A 15,341-nucleotide genomic window follows, 5' to 3' on the forward strand; every position below is an offset into this window, starting at 1 on the left:
GCTCACTCCAGTTGTGCTTTCGCTTGTATCTAATGTCTAAAAATCAAAAATCGTCCTGCGCCGCCGTGTCTCAGCCGGCAACCCAGTTCACCAGCAGTATCAATACCAGCACGAACAGGAACGCCATCCCCACGCCGACGGCCATCAGGTGCAGCGGGTTGAGTTTGGAGATGTCCTTCTGGTAGTCGGCGTTGCGGCGAATGCCCAGGAAGCCCCAAGCCACGGCCTTGACCGTGTCCATGAAGGTGCCCTTGCGTCGGTTCTCTGTGGGTGTGGAAGTCATACGTCCCCCGTGGTCTTGGATGGCACGGCGCTGGCCTGCGGCGCGGCGTCGGTGTCCGGCGCTGCAGGCACTTTGCCGCCGACTTCGAAGAAGGTGTAGGACAGGGTGATGGTGGTCACGTCCTTGGACAGGCGAGGGTCGATCACGAACGCCACCGGCCATTCCTTCTTTTCGCCCGGCTGCAGTGTGTACTGCGTGAAGCAGAAACACTCCAGCTTGTTGAAATGCGCCGCGGCCTGCTTGGGCGCGTAGCTCGGCACCGCCTGTGCCGCCATGGTGCGGTTCTGGATGTTCTGGAACTCGTACATCACCGTGGTGAGTTCGCCCGGGTGCACCTGCAACGAGCGCACGGCCGGTTTGAAGTGCCAGGGTCCGCGCGCATTCGTGTCGAACTCCACGCTGATGGTGCGCGTGCGGTCCACCTGCGTGTTCGCGGGCAGGCTCGCGGCACCCGGCACACGCAACTCGGACACCGCCAGCACGTTGATGCCCAGGGCCTCGCAGATGTGGCGGTAGATCGGCACCAGCGCATACCCGAACGCGAACATGCCCAGCGCGATCACGCAGAGCTTGCCCACCATGTTGAGGTTTTCGCGTCGGAGTGCCAAGGTATGAAGTCCCGTGCGGGGTTGCGCCGGCCTCAGAGGCCGAACAGGAACCGCTTGCCGATGAAGCCCAGGAAGAACACGAGCGCCACTGACGCCAGGATCAGCCCCAGGCGGCGGTTGCTCTTCTTCTGTTCAGGCGTGGTCATGGCGTTGCCCATCGGTGTTCGCGCTGGCTCAGCCAATCACCTTGGTAGCGGTGGCGTCGAGCTTGGGCGGGTTCTCGAAGGTGTGGAACGGTGCCGGCGAAGCCACTTCCCACTCCAGGCCCACAGCGCCTTCCCAGGGGTTCTGCGGCGCCTTCTCACCCTTGCCACGCATGGCGGGAACGATCACGGCCAGGAAGAAGTACACCTGTGCCAGACCGAAACCGAAGGCGCCGATCGAGGCGATGGCGTTGAAGTCGGCGAACTGCATCGGGTAGTCGGCGTAGCGGCGGGGCATGCCGGCCAGACCCAGGAAGTGCATCGGGAAGAAGGTGATGTTGAACGAGATCATCGACCACCAGAAGTGGATCTTGCCGCGGGTTTCGCTGTACATCACACCGGTCCACTTGGGCAGCCAGTAATAGATGCCGGAGAACATGGCGAACAGCGAACCGGCCACCAGCACGTAGTGGAAGTGGGCCACCACGTAGTAGGTGTCCTGCATCTGGATGTCGATCGGCGCGACCGACAGGATCAGGCCGGTGAACCCGCCGACGGTGAAGACGAAAATGAAGCCGACGGCCCACAACATGGGGGTCTCAAACGTCATCGAGCCCTTCCACATGGTCGCAACCCAGTTGAAGATCTTCACGCCCGTGGGCACGGCGATCAACATGGTCGAGTACATGAAGAACAACTGGCCCGTCACCGGCATGCCGGTGGTGAACATGTGGTGGGCCCACACGACGAAGGACAGGATGGCGATGGAGCCGGTGGCGTAGACCATGGAGGCGTAGCCGAACAGCTTCTTGCGCGCGAAGGCGGGCACGACCTGGCTCACGATGCCGAAGGCCGGCAAGATCATGATGTACACCTCGGGGTGGCCGAAGAACCAGAAGATGTGCTGGTACATCACCGGGTCACCGCCGCCGGCGGGGTTGAAGAAGCTGGTGCCGAAGTGGCGATCGGTCAGCGTCATGGTGATCGCGCCGGCCAGCACGGGCATCACGGCGATCAGCAGGTAGGCGGTGATGAGCCAGGTCCAGCAGAACATCGGCATCTTCATCAGCGTCATGCCGGGCGCGCGCATGTTCAGGATGGTCACGATGATGTTGATCGAGCCCATGATCGACGAGGCGCCCAGGATGTGCATGGCGAAGATGCCGGCGTCCATCGAAGGGCCCATCTGCAGCGTCAGCGGCGCGTACAGCGTCCAGCCGGCAGCGGGTGCGCCACCGGGCATGAAGAACGAGGCCACGAGCATGATGGCGGCGGGGATCATCAGCCAGAAGCTGAAGTTGTTCATCCGCGCGAAGGCCATGTCCGAAGCGCCGATCTGCAGCGGGATCATCCAGTTCGCGAAACCCACGAAGGCCGGCATGATGGCGCCGAACACCATGATCAGACCGTGCATGGTGGTGAGCTGGTTGAACAGCTCGGGGTTCACCAGTTGCAGGCCGGGCTGGAACAACTCGGCACGAATGCCCAGGGCCAGCAGGCCACCGATCATCAACATGGTGAACGAGAACAGCAGGTACAGCGTGCCGATGTCTTTGTGGTTGGTGGCGTAGACCCAGCGGCGCCAGCCCGTGGGGGCGTGGTGGTCGTGGTGGTCGTGGTGGTCGTCGTGGCCGTGTGCACCGTGGTGGTCAAGAACTGCACTCATGGTCGATTCCTTTGAGACTCAATATTTTTCTATGAACAGATCACTTGCGGGCGGCCAGTACTTCGGCCGGTTGCACGATCTGCTCCGTCTTGTTCGACCAATTGTTCTTGGCGTAGGTCATCACGGCGGCCAGCTCGGTGTCGGAGAGCTGTTTCCACGCAGGCATGGCACCGCCAGCCGCGCCTTGGAGCACGACGTTGATCATCTTGCCGTGGTCCTTGTCGTTCACGATGGCCGAACCATCGAGCGGCTTGATTGGGCCCGCACCCTTGCCGTTGGCCTGGTGGCAGGCCGCGCAGTTGGCGGCATAGACGGATTCGCCACGCTTGACCAGATCGGCCAGCGTCCAGACCTTGTTCGGGTCATCGGCGGCGGCGGCCATGGCTTTCTGGCGCTCGGTAACCCAGGCGGTGTAGTCCTCGGCGCTCACCACCTTCACGTGGATCGGCATGTAGGCGTGCTCCTTGCCGCACAGCTCGGCGCACTGGCCATAGAAGTCGCCGGTTTTTTCGGCGCGGAACCAGGTGTCGCGCACGAAGCCGGGAATGGCATCCTGCTTCACGCCGAAGGCGGGCACCATCCAGGCGTGGATCACGTCGTTGGCGGTGGTGATGATGCGGACCTTCTTGTTCACCGGCACGACCAGGGGGTTGTCCACCTTCAGGAGGTAGTCGTCGGTGGCTTCGGGCTTGCCGCTGTTGGACATGACGCGCTGGTTGTTGTCCAGCGTGGAGAGGAAGCCGATGCCTTCGCCTTCGCCCTTGAGGTAGTCATAGCCCCATTTCCACTGCATGCCCGTGGCCTTGATGGTCAGGTCGCTGTTGGTGGTGTCTTTCTGGGCCACGAGCACTTTGGTGGCGGGCAGCGCCATACCGATGACGATCAACAGGGGAACGATGGTCCATCCGAGCTCCACCCAGATCGGCTCTGGCAGCACCTCGGCCTTGTGCCCCACCGACTTGCGGTGCTTGAGGATGGAATAGAACATCACGCCGAAGACGATGACGAAGATGACGGCGCACAAGATCATCATGAACCAGTGCAGCCAGTGCTGTTCCTCGGCGATGCGGGTCACCGGCGGATGAAAGTTCAGCTGGTTGACGGCCGGGCCACCGGCAAGGTCATTGACCGTCTGAGCAGCGACCGTGGTCCAGGCGCCTGCGCCCAACGCCAGCGTGGTACCCACAGCGCGGATTGCGGCCCACCGGTTTCGTAGGGAATGCACCTTTTTATTCGTCGTACTCACTTTAAGCGCCTCAAATATAAGTATTGATTTATATCAATGCCGATTAGAACAAATTTCCCGGGCTCACCCACCCATCACCCACCGCCACGTACCACGCAACGAGCGAACAGACACACAGGGAGGCACAGGGCCATTCCAATGGCGCGGGCGTCTCAAACACATGTGTTTTCAGCGACGGCCCCGGGCCTTGGCAGACGTACAAGGCTCACCACCCATCGCCGGCTCAGGCTGAGCGCGGCCATGAGGCGCGCGCGTTGACGCAGGGAAACCACCCTTGAAATCTGGATCGCCGCCAATTGTAGCGGCGAGACCATGGCAACCTCCCGATAAAGCCGGTACATCGGTCCCGGGCTTCGCGCGTGGCGCCAAGAGCTTAAGTCTTTCTGCCGCGCAACATCGCGCGCATGTCCTCCATGGGCACGGTGGTGGATGGTCCCATCGCCACCCGCGGCACCGGCTTGAAGGCATGGCCGTAGATGATCTCGAAGGTCAACAGCAGACGGCCATCGGGCGCGCGGGGCAGGCTGGCCTCGATCGCATCAAGAAGCCTGGCGCGCCAATGGCGCGAACGGCAACCGGTAAAGCGATCGGCGAACAGGTTGCGCCCCAGGCCCCGCAGCTCGGCCAGCAGCGGCTCGGCACCGCTGTACGACAAGGTGATGCGTTCCATGTCCATCACCGGTTCGGCAAAACCGCTGTGCACGAGCATGTCACCCCAATCGTGCATGTCGGTGAACGCATGGGACGGCGCGGGCCACCCTTGTTCTGCGTAGACCGCGCGCAACTCGCGCAGGCTGTCCGGCCCCAGGCACGAGAACATCAGGAAGCCGTCGGTTTCGATGTGGGCATTCCAGCGTTTGAGCAGGGTTTGGGGCTTCGGCTCCATGTGCAACGCCATGTTGGCCCACAGCATGCGCACGCGTGTGGCCTCGCTCGCGGCCTGCGGGCTTTTGCCACGTCCCCACTTCAGGGGGTTCCAGGCCGACGCAGGAGATTCGCGCGTGGCGTCCAGCGCCTGCGGCAGGCGCTGCGCCGCGACATGGCACGGCGCATCGGGAAGCTGCGATCGGATCCGCCGGTGCGCCTCCAACCCGCCGCTCACGGGCTCCCAATGCATCCAGCTCGAGGGCGGTTCGCGAAACCACTTCAACCGCTCGACCATGCGCGAGGCCACTTCCTCGTGCAACCAAGGGGTGGCGGACACGTCACGCCTCTGCCAGCGCAAGGCGGCCACAGGGTCCATGCCGGGCACCGGCGTTTCGGAAGGGGTGGGAGCGTTCAAAGGAAAAGCGGACGGGGCAGGACGCGGTGGGGCGTCCCAGTATATTGGCCCCATGTTCACGCTTTGGCGCACCTTGTGGAATTCCCTGCCCAGCATCTGCCATGTGTGCGGTGCCTGGCCGGCCAGCGCGGTGTGCGATGCGTGCGCCCAGCGGTTCCGGGGCGCTCCGCGGCGCTGCGGCGGATGTGCCGCACCCTTGGTGGCCGACGCCACGCGGTGCGGCACCTGCTTGACACAGCCCACACCCGCGCCGCTGCACACCTGCGTGGCGGCGGTCGACTACGCCTACCCCTGGAACGGTTTGATCGCGCGTTTCAAGTTCCGCAACGAGCCCGGCTGGGCCGGCCCGTTTGCGCACCAGATGGCGGCCGCACCGCTGGCCGCCGATCTGCTCTCGCAATGCGACCTGATGGTGCCGGTGCCGCTGACCCGCTCCCGGTTGGCCCATCGGGGCTACAACCAGGCCTGGGAGCTGGTGAAATCCTTGCGCCGCCTATCCCCGGGCCAGCACGCGGCGCGACCCGATGCACTGGTGCGTTTGCTGGAAACGCCCGACCAGCACAGCCTCGCGCGCGAACAACGCCTGCGCAATCTGCGGGGGGCTTTCGCAGTCCATCCCCAAGGCATTCGCCAGATCGAACAGGCGCACGTCTTGCTGGTGGACGACGTGATGACCACCGGCGCGACCCTGCAGGCAGCCGCGCAAGCACTTCAGCAGGCTGGCGCGGCGCGGGTCAGCGCAATGGTATTTGCGCGCACGGCGGCGCCCTCCACCGAATAAAACCTCTCCGCTCAAACTGCTCTACCGCCATGTTCCATATCGTCCTCGTCGAGCCCGAGATCCCACCCAACACGGGCAACGTGATCCGGCTCAGCGCCAACACCGGCTGCACGCTGCACCTCGTCGAACCGCTCGGGTTCTCGATGGAGGACAAGCACATGCGCCGGGCGGGCCTGGACTACCACGAGTACGCGGACCTGCGCCGCCACGCCGACTGGAGCAGCTTCCTGCGGACCGAAATGCCCGACGCGCAACGCATGTTCGCGTTCACCACGCGCGGCAGCCACAGCGTGTTCGCCAACACCTTCCAGGCCGGCGACTGGCTGGTGTTCGGCTCGGAAACGCGGGGCCTGTCGCCCGAACTGCGCGACGCGTTTCCCGAGCCACAGCGGCTGCGCCTGCCGATGGTGGCCGGGCAACGCAGCCTCAACCTGTCCAACGCCGTTGCCGTCACGGTGTTCGAGGCCTGGCGCCAACTGGCGTTTTGCCATGCAATTTCGTGATGCAGGTCACAAAGGCGATCTGCAGGGAAATGCGGTGGCCGAGGGAAGCGCGCAACATGGGGCCGATTCCGAGCGGGCTTTGTCCCGTCACGCACATGGAGGGCCTCTTGATCCACGTTCTCACACGGATGTTCCGCGTGAAGGTCGCGCCCCGACCACGCACTGGCCGCAGCGCCAGTCTGCGAGACCTGGCGCGTATCCGGCGCCAGCTGGAGCGCAGCATCGAGGATTGCCCGAGCGAGTCCGCGCAGCGTCTGCGCCAAATGATCCATGAAGCCCGAACGCCTCTGGAACTCTGGCTGTTGCGCAACGACGCCTACCAGCTGATCTCTCAACGGCACGATCAAACGATCGCCGCACGCCGCATCAACGCCCTGATCCACTGCTTCGAAGGCTGGCTCGAGCCCAAGCAGCTCGTGCCGATCAAATAACGCCGGCCTCAGGGATACAAGCGCACCACCGACTCAGCGAAGCACACCGGCTTGTCGACGCCTTCGCGCCGCACCACCACGGCCCAGGTCAGCTGCTGCCCATCCTGCTCAACGACCTCGACCGCCTGCAAGGTCAGGTGCGCGCGCAGCCGGCTGCCCACCGGCACCGGTGCGGTGAAACGCACCCGGTTCAAACCGTAGTTCACACCCATGCGCACACCGCGCACGCTGAACGCCGAAGCCAGAAAAGCGGGGAGCAGGGACAGCGTCAAAAAACCATGCGCAATGGGCGCACCGAACGGACCGCTGCGGGCGCGCTCCACATCGACGTGGATCCACTGCTGATCGCCAGTGGCCTGGGCAAAGAGGTTGACGCGCTCCTGCGTGATGTCGACCCAGTCGCTGATGGCCACTTCCTGGCCCACACAGGCCGCCAGCGCCGCCAGGGATTCAAAGGTTTTCATGCGGCGCACTGTATCGCGCGTGCGCAGGCAGGTGCTGTCGGTCCGGTGACAGGTGGCGTTCGTTCACCGGTCGAGCCAGTCGCAGATGCCCTGCCACTGCGCAAGATCTTTTTCCACCCGGCTGGGCGCCACGTCGAACAGCGTCAGCCCACGCGCGGCCAGATGCACATAGTTCTGGGTGTCGCGCAGCGCGCCCAGCACCGGCAGCCCCAGGCCATTCACGAACTCCCCCAGCTTGTCGGCGGCAATGGTGCGCATGTCCACCCGCATGCCAACGATGCCCACCTGTATCTTGCCGGCGCGGCGCGACTCGGCGAGTTCGTCGAGAAACGCGCGCGTCGCATAGATGTCGAAGATGCTGGGCTGCAAGGGCACCAGCACCTTGTCGGCGACCTTGAGCACGTCCTTCAGCCGCTGGCCATGCAAGCCGGCAGGGGTGTCGAGCACGACATGGGTCACATCCTTGGGCGGGCGCGCAACCAGTTCGTCGGACACGTCCCAGGTCTGGATCGGCCTGGCCTCGGCCGGCCTCAGCTTGAGCCACAGCGCCGACGACTGCTGCCGGTCGGCATCGCCCAGCATGACGGAGCGACCCTTGCGGGCAAAGTACCCGGCGACGTTGGTCGACAGCGTGGACTTGCCCACGCCTCCTTTGGGATTGGCCACCAACACGACGGGCATACGGAGCTCCTTTTGGGGTCGGACGCCGCTCGCGCGATGCGCGGCGGGGCATGAAGGATCGGGCCCCTATGTTATCGCCACCGCCTCCTGCACCTGCTGGACCGGCGCTCAGGGACATGGAACGACAATCCGGCGATGCAAAACGTTCAATTCTGGGGCGAGTCGGTGCGCCTGCTGGTGGAGCTGGCGGCCACGGCCGCTTTCGCGCTATCGGGCATTCTGATGGGCGCGCGCACGCGGCTCGATGCGGTGGGCGTGACCGTGGTCGGCTTTCTGGCCGCGTTTGGCGGTGGCACGCTGCGCGATCTGCTGCTGGACCAGCGGCCCTTCTTCTGGGTGCAGCATGTGGAGATGTTGTGGGGCGTGCTCGCGCTCTGCGTGCTGGCCATGGTGTTCCTGCGCCAGCAACACGTGGGGCTGACCGAGCAGGCCATCCAGTGGCCCGACGCGCTGGGCCTGGGCCTGTTCACCGCCACGGGCGTGCACCAGGCGCTGCTGCTGGAAATGCCCGCGCTGGTGGCGGTGCTCATGGGCTTGATCACGGGCGTGTTCGGCGGCGTGCTGCGCGACGTGGTGTGCAACCAGATACCCACCGCGTTTCGCGATCACCGGCCGTACGCGCTGTGCGCCTTCGCCGGTGGATGGCTCTACGTGGGCCTGTGGCACCTGGAGGCACCGGGTTGGCTGGCGCTGGTGGCATGCGTTCTGGTCACCGCCGGGCTGCGCGCCCTGGCGTTGTGGCGCAACTGGCAGTTGCCCATGTGGAAGTTCTGAAGGCGAAACCGTATGAGGCATGCGGGACAATCGCCCCATGTTCAATCCGACCCAGGCCGACGTGCGTCGGTTTTTCTGCGCCGTGCACGCCAAGCGCCTGCAACAGCAACCCATGGAAGCCATCGAGACGCTGGCGGGCCAGTGGATCGCGGAGCATCCCGAGCACCACGCCGAGCTGGCCGATGTGGATGCCGCGCTGGCGCGCCTGGGCGAACCCGATACCGGGCGGGACAACCCTTTCCTGCACCTGTCCATGCACCTGTCGATCAGCGAGCAATGCAGCATCGACCAGCCACCGGGCATCCGCCAGGCCGTGGAGTTGCTCGCCGCGCGGCGCGGTGATCTGCACGCCGCCCACCACGAAGTGATGGAGTGCCTGGGCACGATGCTGTGGGAGAGCCAGCGCGCAGGCCGCCCGCCCGATGGCCAGGCGTACATCGACGCGGTGCGCCGGCGTGCGACGCGGGACTAGGATGAAACACCCCCCTGCGCCGCTGCGCGGCTTCCCCCCTCCGTGGCGCGCCTTCGGCGCTTCGAGGGGGGACGGCGCCTTGGGCCGGCTGAGCCGGACCCTTGTCGCCCCTGGTCTGCATGGTTTCATGCGTTGCGGGGTCGCGCTTCGGCATGGTGGAAACCGATACGGTTGAAGGCGAAACCGCATGAAAGCAAAAGGCCGCTCTTGGAGCGGCCTTTTGCAGAGACAGTGCGCCCGATCAGCGGAAGCGCGATTGCGGCACGGTTTTCAGCTCGCCTTCGACGGTCGACAGGTACTTGGCCATCTCGCGCATTTCGGCGTGCGTGAATTGCTTGGCGATGCCGGCCATGATGCCGTTGGAGCGGCCGACCATGGCGTTGCCTTCGACCGTGTAAGCCTTGAGCGCGACGTACAGATAGTCGGCGTGCTGGCCGCCGATCTTGGGATAGCTGGGGTCGATGGGCTTGCTGAAATTGGCGCCATGGCAAGAGGCGCACGCGCCCTTTTCAATCAGCGCGGCGGCTGCGGTGCTGGCGCTGCGCGGTGCTTCGGCGGCGGTCTTGCCGCCTTGCGACGCGTAGAAGGCGCCCAGGTCGGCCATGTCCTGCTCGCTCAGCGAGCCGGCGATGCCGCGCATGGTGGGGTGCTTGCGGTCGCCCTTCTTGTAGGCCGTCAATGCCGACACGATGTACTTGTCGGACTGGCCCGAGATCATCGGCACCTTGTGGATTTCGGGGAAACTGTTCTGATAAGCCGGAATGCCATGACAGCCAATGCACATCTCGGCCTTCTTGTGGCCAGCCTGCACATCACCCGTCACACCTTGGGCCTGAGCGGCCACGGCAACCGCTGAAAACGTCGCGGCAGCGACAAGGGAACGGACGATCGTGGGCAACGTTTGAATCATTTTGCAAGCACAATGAATGGATCGGCGGGGAAAAATCAACCGCCGATTATATAGACTGGGCAAACGGCGCCCCTCTCCCAGGCCCCGCCCGCGCGTGTACCTGCCGAGTCGCAAAGGCCCCTCTGCCGCGCGACATCCTGTCAACCTCTCCTGCCAAGCGACCATGAAATTCCAAGGCTCCGAAAACTATGTGGCCACGCAAGACCTGATGCTGGCGGTCAACGCGGCCATCACGCTCAAGCGTCCCCTGCTCGTCAAGGGCGAACCCGGCACCGGCAAGACCATGCTGGCCGAGGAAGTGGCCGGCGCGCTCAAGCTCCCGTTGCTGCAATGGCACATCAAAAGCACCACCAAGGCGCAGCAGGGCCTGTACGAGTACGACGCGGTCAGCCGCCTGCGCGATTCGCAGCTCGGCGACGAGCGCGTCAAGGACATCCACAACTACATCGTCAAAGGCGTGCTGTGGCAGGCATTCACGGCCGACGAACCGGTCGCGCTGCTGATCGACGAGATCGACAAGGCCGACATCGAATTCCCCAACGACCTGCTGCGCGAACTCGACCGCATGGAGTTCTATTGCTACGAGACGCACGAAATGATCCGTGCCAAGCACCGCCCGCTGGTGTTCATCACCTCGAACAACGAAAAGGAATTGCCCGACGCCTTCTTGCGCCGCTGCTTCTTCCACTACATCCGGTTCCCCGAAGCCGAGACCATGCAGCGCATCGTCGACGTGCATTTCCCCAAGCTCAAGAAGGAGCTGCTGACCGCGGCCATGAAGACCTTCTACGACGTGCGCAACCTGCCCGGCCTGAAGAAAAAACCCAGCACCTCCGAGCTGCTGGACTGGCTCAAGCTGCTGATGGCCGAAGACATTCCGGTGGAAGCGCTGCAGAGCGCCGACAGCAAGGTCAGCGTGCCGCCGCTGGTGGGAGCGCTGCTGAAGAACGAGCAGGACACCACGCTGTTTGAAAAGCTGGTGTTCATGAACCAGAGAAATCGCTGAGGCCGCCATGGACCCGCAGATCCGCAACGCACTGAAGGAGGGCTTGGCCGACGCGTCGGGGTTTGTCATCGGCTCGCTGGCCGGCTGGGCCTTGGGACGGCAGCTCGGCTGGGACTTCTTCGCCGCACCCGATGCGTTCGGTTGGCGCGAGATGGCCGGACTGGCATTGATCGCGCTGGGCTGCGGCGTGGGCAAGATCGTGGCGCGCCGCCTGATCGCGCCTCGGCCTTCCCACTGATGGACCTGCGCACCATGGCCTTCGTCGAACCCGTCACCCTTCGCGACCGCGGCATCGCCCTGGTGCCGCTGTCGCTCGACCACGAGGCCGGCCTGCGCGCGGCGGCGGCAGACGGCGCGCTCTGGACCCTGCGCATCACTTCCGTGCCCGAACCGCAGCAGACGCGCGCCTACATCGAATCGGCCCTGCAGATGCGCGCCGAAGGCACGCGCTTCGCCTTCGCCGTGACCGACGAGGCCAGCGGCGATGTGCTGGGCAGCACCAGCTACCACGACATCATTCCCAGCGTGAAACGCGTGGAAATCGGCTACACCTGGTACGCCCGCCGCGTGCAGCGCACGCATGTGAACACCACCTGCAAACTGCTCATGATGGGCCACGCCTTCGACACGCTGGGCTGCCACGTGGTGGGCTGGCGCACCGACAACTACAACTTCGCCTCGCAAAAGGCCATCGAGCGGCTGGGCGCGAAAAAGGACGGCGTGATCCGCGGCCACTTCCTGCGCCGCGACGGCACCATCCGTGACACGGTGATGTACAGCATGCGCGCGGGAGAGTGGCCTGAGGCCAAGGCCCAGTTGCTCTACCTGCGCGGTAGACACGAATAGGAGATCACCATGCTGATCGATTTTTTCTACACCCTGCGATCGGCCAAGCTGCCGGTCTCGGTCAAGGAATACCTCACGCTGCTCGAAGCGCTGCAGGCCGACGTGGTCGGCCCGCGCAATCCCGAGGCGTGCTCCATGGACGACTTCTACTTCCTCGCGCGCACCGCGCTGGTGAAGGACGAGAAGCACTACGACAAGTTCGACCGTGCCTTCGCCGCCTACTTCAAGGGCGTGGAGATGGTCGCGGACTTCACCAAGCCGATTCCCGCCGACTGGCTGCGCCAGGAGCTCGAACGCATCCTCTCCGAAGAGCAGAAGGCCAATGCGCCCAAGATGGATTGGGACGAGCTCATGGAGACGCTCAAGAAGCGCCTGGAAGAGCAGAAGGAGCGCCACGAAGGCGGCAGCAAGTGGATCGGCACCGGGGGCACATCGCCTTTCGGCAACGGCGGACAGAACCCGCAGGGTATCCGCATCGGCGGCAAGGGCGGTGGCAAGACCGCCGTGAAGGTGTGGGAGCAGCGCAGCTACCGCGACTACGACGACACACAGGAACTGGGCACGCGCAACATCAAGGTGGCCCTGCGCCGCCTGCGCAAGTTCGCGCGCGAAGGCCACGACCTCGAACTCGACCTGCCCGATACGATCCGCGCGACCGCCGCCAACGCCGGCTACCTGGACATCAAGATGATCCCGGAGCGGCACAACAACGTGAAGGTGCTGCTGCTGATGGACGTGGGCGGTACGATGGACGAGCACATCCAGCGCGTGGAAGAGCTGTTCTCGGCGGTCAAGAGCGAGTTCAAGCACCTGGAGTTCTATTACTTCCACAACTGCGTCTACGACTTCATGTGGAAGAACAACCGGCGCCGCTACGCCGAGAAGTTCCCGACATGGGACATCATCCGCAAGTACAACAAGGACTACAAGCTGATCTTCGTCGGCGACGCGACGATGAGTCCTTATGAGATCCTGCAGCCGGGCGGCAGCGTCGAATACAACAACGAAGAAGCGGGTGCGGAATGGTTACAGCGCCTGACACATGCGTTTCCGAAGTTCGCGTGGATCAATCCGGAACCTCAAGGGGTGTGGCAGTATCGACAGAGCATCAGCGTGATCCAGCAGTTGATGGGCCAGCGCATGTACCCGCTGACCCTGAAGGGGCTGGAAGACACGATGCGCATGCTGTCGAAATAGCCGCCGAATGAAATTCCCCTTCCCGGGCCATGCCCCATGGGCGTGGTCGATCCTGTTGTGCGCCAGCTTGTCGACCTGGGTGTGGCCGATCGCCGCACAGGCCCAGGCGGCTTCTGCCGCACCGGTGCGGGTCGAGGAACCCTCCGACACGGACGATGACGACACCCCTGCCGAGCGCGAGCGCGCCCGCACGCAACGGGCCGCCGCCGCGGCGACGCCCCGCTTCGAGATCGACATGCAGGCCCCCGAGGCCATCGGCAACTTTCTGCTGCGCCACATGGAGGTGCAGCGCTACCGCGAATTGCGCAACCTCGACGCCAACGAACTCGGCCGCCTGCTCGTGCTGGCGCCGGCCAATGTGCGCGAACTGCTGGCCACGCTGGGGCATTTCTCACCCCAGGTGGAAGTGATCCCGCCCGCGGGTCTGGGCGAGGCGGCCACCGATGCCGACGATGCCGAGCGCGCACCGCGCACGCCGTTCCTGGGCACCGTGGTCGTGAAGATCGCTCCCGGACCGGTGACCCAGATCGAGCTGGTCAACATCTCCTTCGTGGGCGACATCGCCACCGCACCCGAGGCCGCCGAGCAACGCGCCGACATCCAGCGCGAGGCCGGCCTGATCGCCGGGTTGCCCTTTTCCCAGGCCGACTGGAACAGCACCAAGACCGCCGCCTTGCGCGCCCTGACCGCCAAGCGCTATCCGCTGGGCCGGGTGCAGAACAGCCTGGCCGACATCGATGCCGAGGCCCACCAGGCCCGGCTCTACATCGAACTCGACTCCGGCCGCGCCATGCGCATGGGCGATGTGGTCGTGCAGGGCGCCGAACGCTACGACGCCATCACCGCCCAGCGCCTGGTGCGGCTCGCCGGGCTCACCGAAGGCAGCGACTACGACCTGGCCAAGCTGCAGGACGCGCAGCGCCGGCTGGCCGAGACCGGCTACTACGACTCGGCCTTCGTCTACGTCGAGCCCACCGCCGATGGCGAAACGCTGCCCGTGCAGGTGCAACTGCGCGAGGCCAAGCGGCAGAAGGTGGTGATCGGCATCGGCGGCAGCACCGACAACGGCGCGCGCCTGTCCTTCGAGCACATCCACAACCAGGTGCCCGGCATCGGCTGGCGCGCGGTGAGCAAGATACAGCTCGAACGCGAAGACCAGCTCGCCAGCACCGACTGGAGCTCCATTCCCAACAACGATGGCTGGCGCAAGATCGTCGGCGGGCAGCTCGCCAAGCAGACCGACGATTTCACCACCACCACCAGCCAGCGCCTGCGCGCGGGGCAAACGCAGCTCGGGGTCGAATTCGACCGCAGTTTCTACCTGCAGTACGACCGGGCACGCGTCAAGAGCAGCCTGCTGGCACCGGCCGCGCAAGACGATGCGAAGTCTTCCATCACCGCCAACTACGCCTGGACGCGGCGCCGCTTCGACGACATGGTGTTCCCCAACCGCGGCTACGGCCTCGCGGTGGAGGTGGGCGCGGGCTACACCCTGGGCAGCGACCGCCAGCCCTTCGCCCGCACACAGGCCCGCTGGCTCACCTATTGGCCGCTGGGCGCGATCCGCCAGGCGGCCGATCCGGTGCCCGGCCAGGCCCGCGATGTGGGCGCCCCCGGGCGGCGCACGCAGCTGGGCCGCCTCGCGCTGCGCGTCGAAGGCGGCGCCGTGGTCGCGCGCGATTCGGCCCCCATCCCCGACACCCAGCTCTTCATCACCGGGGGCGACAACACGGTGCGCGGCTATGGCCTGCGCGACATCGGCGTGCCGCGCGCCGACGGCACCATCGGCCCAGGCCGCTACAAGGGCGTGGTGAGCCTGGAATGGCAGCGCCCGATCTTCAACGCCGACCAGCGCTCCAACTGGGAGAACGTGCTCTTCATCGACGGCGGCGCGATCGCCAACAAGGCCGGCGACCTCAAGCCGGTGTGGGGCGTGGGCACCGGCATCCGCTACAACAGCCCGGTGGGCCCGCTGCAGCTGGACCTGGCCTACGGCCTGGAAACCAGGCGCTTTCGCATCCACCTGAACGTGGGCTTCACGTTCTGAC

19 protein-coding genes are annotated in these 15,341 nt (G+C 65.0%); 10 read left to right on the forward strand and 9 right to left on the reverse strand.

Annotated elements, in window-relative coordinates; genetic code table 11:
- Positions 1–70: 70 nt before the first annotated feature.
- The 6 genes from F9K07_RS23665 to F9K07_RS23685 form a co-directional block, all read right to left on the reverse strand.
- Positions 71–283 (reverse strand): DUF2970 domain-containing protein, encoded by a 213-nt coding sequence (locus tag F9K07_RS23665; protein WP_159595746.1) that lies wholly within the window; start codon positions 281–283, stop codon positions 71–73.
- The gene (locus tag F9K07_RS23670) at positions 280–891 is read right to left on the reverse strand and encodes a cytochrome c oxidase assembly protein (protein WP_159595747.1); all 612 of its coding nucleotides are present in this window, start codon (positions 889–891) and stop codon (positions 280–282) included. Before F9K07_RS23670 ends, F9K07_RS23665 begins: the two co-directional genes overlap by 4 nt.
- 32 nt (positions 892–923) lie before the next feature.
- Complete coding sequence (locus F9K07_RS31955; RefSeq protein ID WP_236581459.1) at positions 924–1,037, reverse strand: cytochrome oxidase small assembly protein; 114 nt, start codon at positions 1,035–1,037, stop codon at positions 924–926.
- A 28-nt stretch (positions 1,038–1,065) separates the two neighbouring features.
- Positions 1,066–2,700: a cytochrome c oxidase subunit I gene (gene ctaD, locus F9K07_RS23675; protein WP_159595748.1), complete on the reverse strand. Its 1,635-nt coding sequence runs from the start codon at positions 2,698–2,700 to the stop codon at positions 1,066–1,068.
- Positions 2,701–2,740: 40 nt separating this feature from the next.
- Positions 2,741–3,895, reverse strand: coding sequence for a cytochrome c oxidase subunit II (coxB, locus tag F9K07_RS23680; protein ID WP_159597073.1), 1,155 nt, complete (start codon positions 3,893–3,895; stop codon positions 2,741–2,743).
- A gap of 424 nt (positions 3,896–4,319) precedes the next feature.
- The gene (locus F9K07_RS23685) at positions 4,320–5,189 is read right to left on the reverse strand and encodes a biotin synthase (RefSeq protein ID WP_159597074.1); all 870 of its coding nucleotides are present in this window, start codon (positions 5,187–5,189) and stop codon (positions 4,320–4,322) included.
- A 91-nt stretch (positions 5,190–5,280) separates the two neighbouring features.
- On the opposite strand from F9K07_RS23685, the gene F9K07_RS23690 reads away from it, so the two are divergent.
- The 3 genes from F9K07_RS23690 to F9K07_RS23700 all read left to right on the forward strand — a co-directional run bounded on the left by F9K07_RS23690 (position 5,281) and on the right by F9K07_RS23700 (position 6,943).
- Positions 5,281–6,009, forward strand: a complete 729-nt coding sequence (locus tag F9K07_RS23690) for a ComF family protein (protein ID WP_159595749.1) — start codon at positions 5,281–5,283, stop codon at positions 6,007–6,009.
- Between the two features lie 29 nt (positions 6,010–6,038).
- The gene (gene trmL / locus F9K07_RS23695) at positions 6,039–6,512 is read left to right on the forward strand and encodes a tRNA (uridine(34)/cytosine(34)/5-carboxymethylaminomethyluridine(34)-2'-O)-methyltransferase TrmL (protein WP_159595750.1); all 474 of its coding nucleotides are present in this window, start codon (positions 6,039–6,041) and stop codon (positions 6,510–6,512) included.
- Positions 6,513–6,619: 107 nt separating this feature from the next.
- On the forward strand, positions 6,620–6,943 hold the full coding sequence (locus F9K07_RS23700; protein WP_159595751.1) for a hypothetical protein: 324 nt from the start codon (positions 6,620–6,622) through the stop codon (positions 6,941–6,943).
- Between the two features lie 8 nt (positions 6,944–6,951).
- Here F9K07_RS23700 and F9K07_RS23705 read toward each other — a convergent pair whose 3' ends face one another.
- Both F9K07_RS23705 and F9K07_RS23710 read right to left on the reverse strand, forming a co-directional pair.
- Positions 6,952–7,407, reverse strand: a complete 456-nt coding sequence (locus tag F9K07_RS23705) for a MaoC family dehydratase (RefSeq protein WP_159595752.1) — start codon at positions 7,405–7,407, stop codon at positions 6,952–6,954.
- Between the two features lie 63 nt (positions 7,408–7,470).
- The gene (locus tag F9K07_RS23710; RefSeq protein WP_159595753.1) at positions 7,471–8,088 is read right to left on the reverse strand and encodes a ParA family protein; all 618 of its coding nucleotides are present in this window, start codon (positions 8,086–8,088) and stop codon (positions 7,471–7,473) included.
- A 135-nt stretch (positions 8,089–8,223) separates the two neighbouring features.
- Between F9K07_RS23710 and F9K07_RS23715 the strand changes: the two genes are divergently transcribed.
- Positions 8,224–8,862: a trimeric intracellular cation channel family protein gene (locus tag F9K07_RS23715; protein ID WP_159595754.1), complete on the forward strand. Its 639-nt coding sequence runs from the start codon at positions 8,224–8,226 to the stop codon at positions 8,860–8,862.
- Positions 8,863–8,899: 37 nt separating this feature from the next.
- Positions 8,900–9,334: a DUF1841 family protein gene (locus F9K07_RS23720; RefSeq protein ID WP_159595755.1), complete on the forward strand. Its 435-nt coding sequence runs from the start codon at positions 8,900–8,902 to the stop codon at positions 9,332–9,334.
- Between the two features lie 241 nt (positions 9,335–9,575).
- Here F9K07_RS23720 and F9K07_RS23725 read toward each other — a convergent pair whose 3' ends face one another.
- Positions 9,576–10,244 (reverse strand): c-type cytochrome, encoded by a 669-nt coding sequence (locus F9K07_RS23725; RefSeq protein WP_159595756.1) that lies wholly within the window; start codon positions 10,242–10,244, stop codon positions 9,576–9,578.
- Between the two features lie 163 nt (positions 10,245–10,407).
- Between F9K07_RS23725 and F9K07_RS23730 the strand changes: the two genes are divergently transcribed.
- Genes F9K07_RS23730 through F9K07_RS23750 form a run of 5 tightly spaced genes read left to right on the forward strand, consistent with a single transcriptional unit; the run spans position 10,408 to position 15,340 of the window.
- Complete coding sequence (locus tag F9K07_RS23730; protein ID WP_159595757.1) at positions 10,408–11,250, forward strand: AAA family ATPase; 843 nt, start codon at positions 10,408–10,410, stop codon at positions 11,248–11,250.
- Between the two features lie 7 nt (positions 11,251–11,257).
- Positions 11,258–11,488 carry a hypothetical protein gene (locus tag F9K07_RS23735; protein WP_159595758.1) on the forward strand — a complete coding sequence of 77 codons (231 nt, stop codon included), beginning with the start codon at positions 11,258–11,260 and terminating at the stop codon, positions 11,486–11,488.
- Between the two features lie 14 nt (positions 11,489–11,502).
- Positions 11,503–12,096, forward strand: coding sequence for a GNAT family N-acetyltransferase (locus F9K07_RS23740; protein ID WP_159597075.1), 594 nt, complete (start codon positions 11,503–11,505; stop codon positions 12,094–12,096).
- A 9-nt stretch (positions 12,097–12,105) separates the two neighbouring features.
- Positions 12,106–13,293, forward strand: coding sequence for a vWA domain-containing protein (locus F9K07_RS23745; protein ID WP_159595759.1), 1,188 nt, complete (start codon positions 12,106–12,108; stop codon positions 13,291–13,293).
- 7 nt (positions 13,294–13,300) lie between these two features.
- Positions 13,301–15,340: an autotransporter assembly complex protein TamA gene (locus F9K07_RS23750; protein WP_159595760.1), complete on the forward strand. Its 2,040-nt coding sequence runs from the start codon at positions 13,301–13,303 to the stop codon at positions 15,338–15,340.
- The last annotated feature ends 1 nt before the right edge of the window (position 15,341 follow it).

This window comes from Hydrogenophaga sp. BPS33 (assembly GCF_009859475.1).
Taxonomy (GTDB): Bacteria; Pseudomonadota; Gammaproteobacteria; order Burkholderiales; family Burkholderiaceae_C; genus Hydrogenophaga.

Coding starts and splice junctions, on each gene's coding strand:
- F9K07_RS23690 (WP_159595749.1), top strand. CDS start 5,281: ATGTTCACGCTTTGGCGCACCTTGTGGAATTCCCTGCCCAGCATCTGC.
- F9K07_RS23725 (WP_159595756.1), bottom strand. CDS start 10,244: ATGATTCAAACGTTGCCCACGATCGTCCGTTCCCTTGTCGCTGCCGCG.
- F9K07_RS23715 (WP_159595754.1), top strand. CDS start 8,224: ATGCAAAACGTTCAATTCTGGGGCGAGTCGGTGCGCCTGCTGGTGGAG.
- F9K07_RS23665 (WP_159595746.1), bottom strand. CDS start 283: ATGACTTCCACACCCACAGAGAACCGACGCAAGGGCACCTTCATGGAC.
- F9K07_RS23730 (WP_159595757.1), top strand. CDS start 10,408: ATGAAATTCCAAGGCTCCGAAAACTATGTGGCCACGCAAGACCTGATG.
- F9K07_RS23745 (WP_159595759.1), top strand. CDS start 12,106: ATGCTGATCGATTTTTTCTACACCCTGCGATCGGCCAAGCTGCCGGTC.
- F9K07_RS31955 (WP_236581459.1), bottom strand. CDS start 1,037: ATGACCACGCCTGAACAGAAGAAGAGCAACCGCCGCCTGGGGCTGATC.
- F9K07_RS23735 (WP_159595758.1), top strand. CDS start 11,258: ATGGACCCGCAGATCCGCAACGCACTGAAGGAGGGCTTGGCCGACGCG.
- F9K07_RS23740 (WP_159597075.1), top strand. CDS start 11,503: ATGGCCTTCGTCGAACCCGTCACCCTTCGCGACCGCGGCATCGCCCTG.
- F9K07_RS23710 (WP_159595753.1), bottom strand. CDS start 8,088: ATGCCCGTCGTGTTGGTGGCCAATCCCAAAGGAGGCGTGGGCAAGTCC.
- F9K07_RS23685 (WP_159597074.1), bottom strand. CDS start 5,189: ATGGACCCTGTGGCCGCCTTGCGCTGGCAGAGGCGTGACGTGTCCGCC.
- F9K07_RS23705 (WP_159595752.1), bottom strand. CDS start 7,407: ATGAAAACCTTTGAATCCCTGGCGGCGCTGGCGGCCTGTGTGGGCCAG.
- F9K07_RS23720 (WP_159595755.1), top strand. CDS start 8,900: ATGTTCAATCCGACCCAGGCCGACGTGCGTCGGTTTTTCTGCGCCGTG.
- trmL (WP_159595750.1), top strand. CDS start 6,039: ATGTTCCATATCGTCCTCGTCGAGCCCGAGATCCCACCCAACACGGGC.
- F9K07_RS23750 (WP_159595760.1), top strand. CDS start 13,301: ATGAAATTCCCCTTCCCGGGCCATGCCCCATGGGCGTGGTCGATCCTG.
- ctaD (WP_159595748.1), bottom strand. CDS start 2,700: ATGAGTGCAGTTCTTGACCACCACGGTGCACACGGCCACGACGACCAC.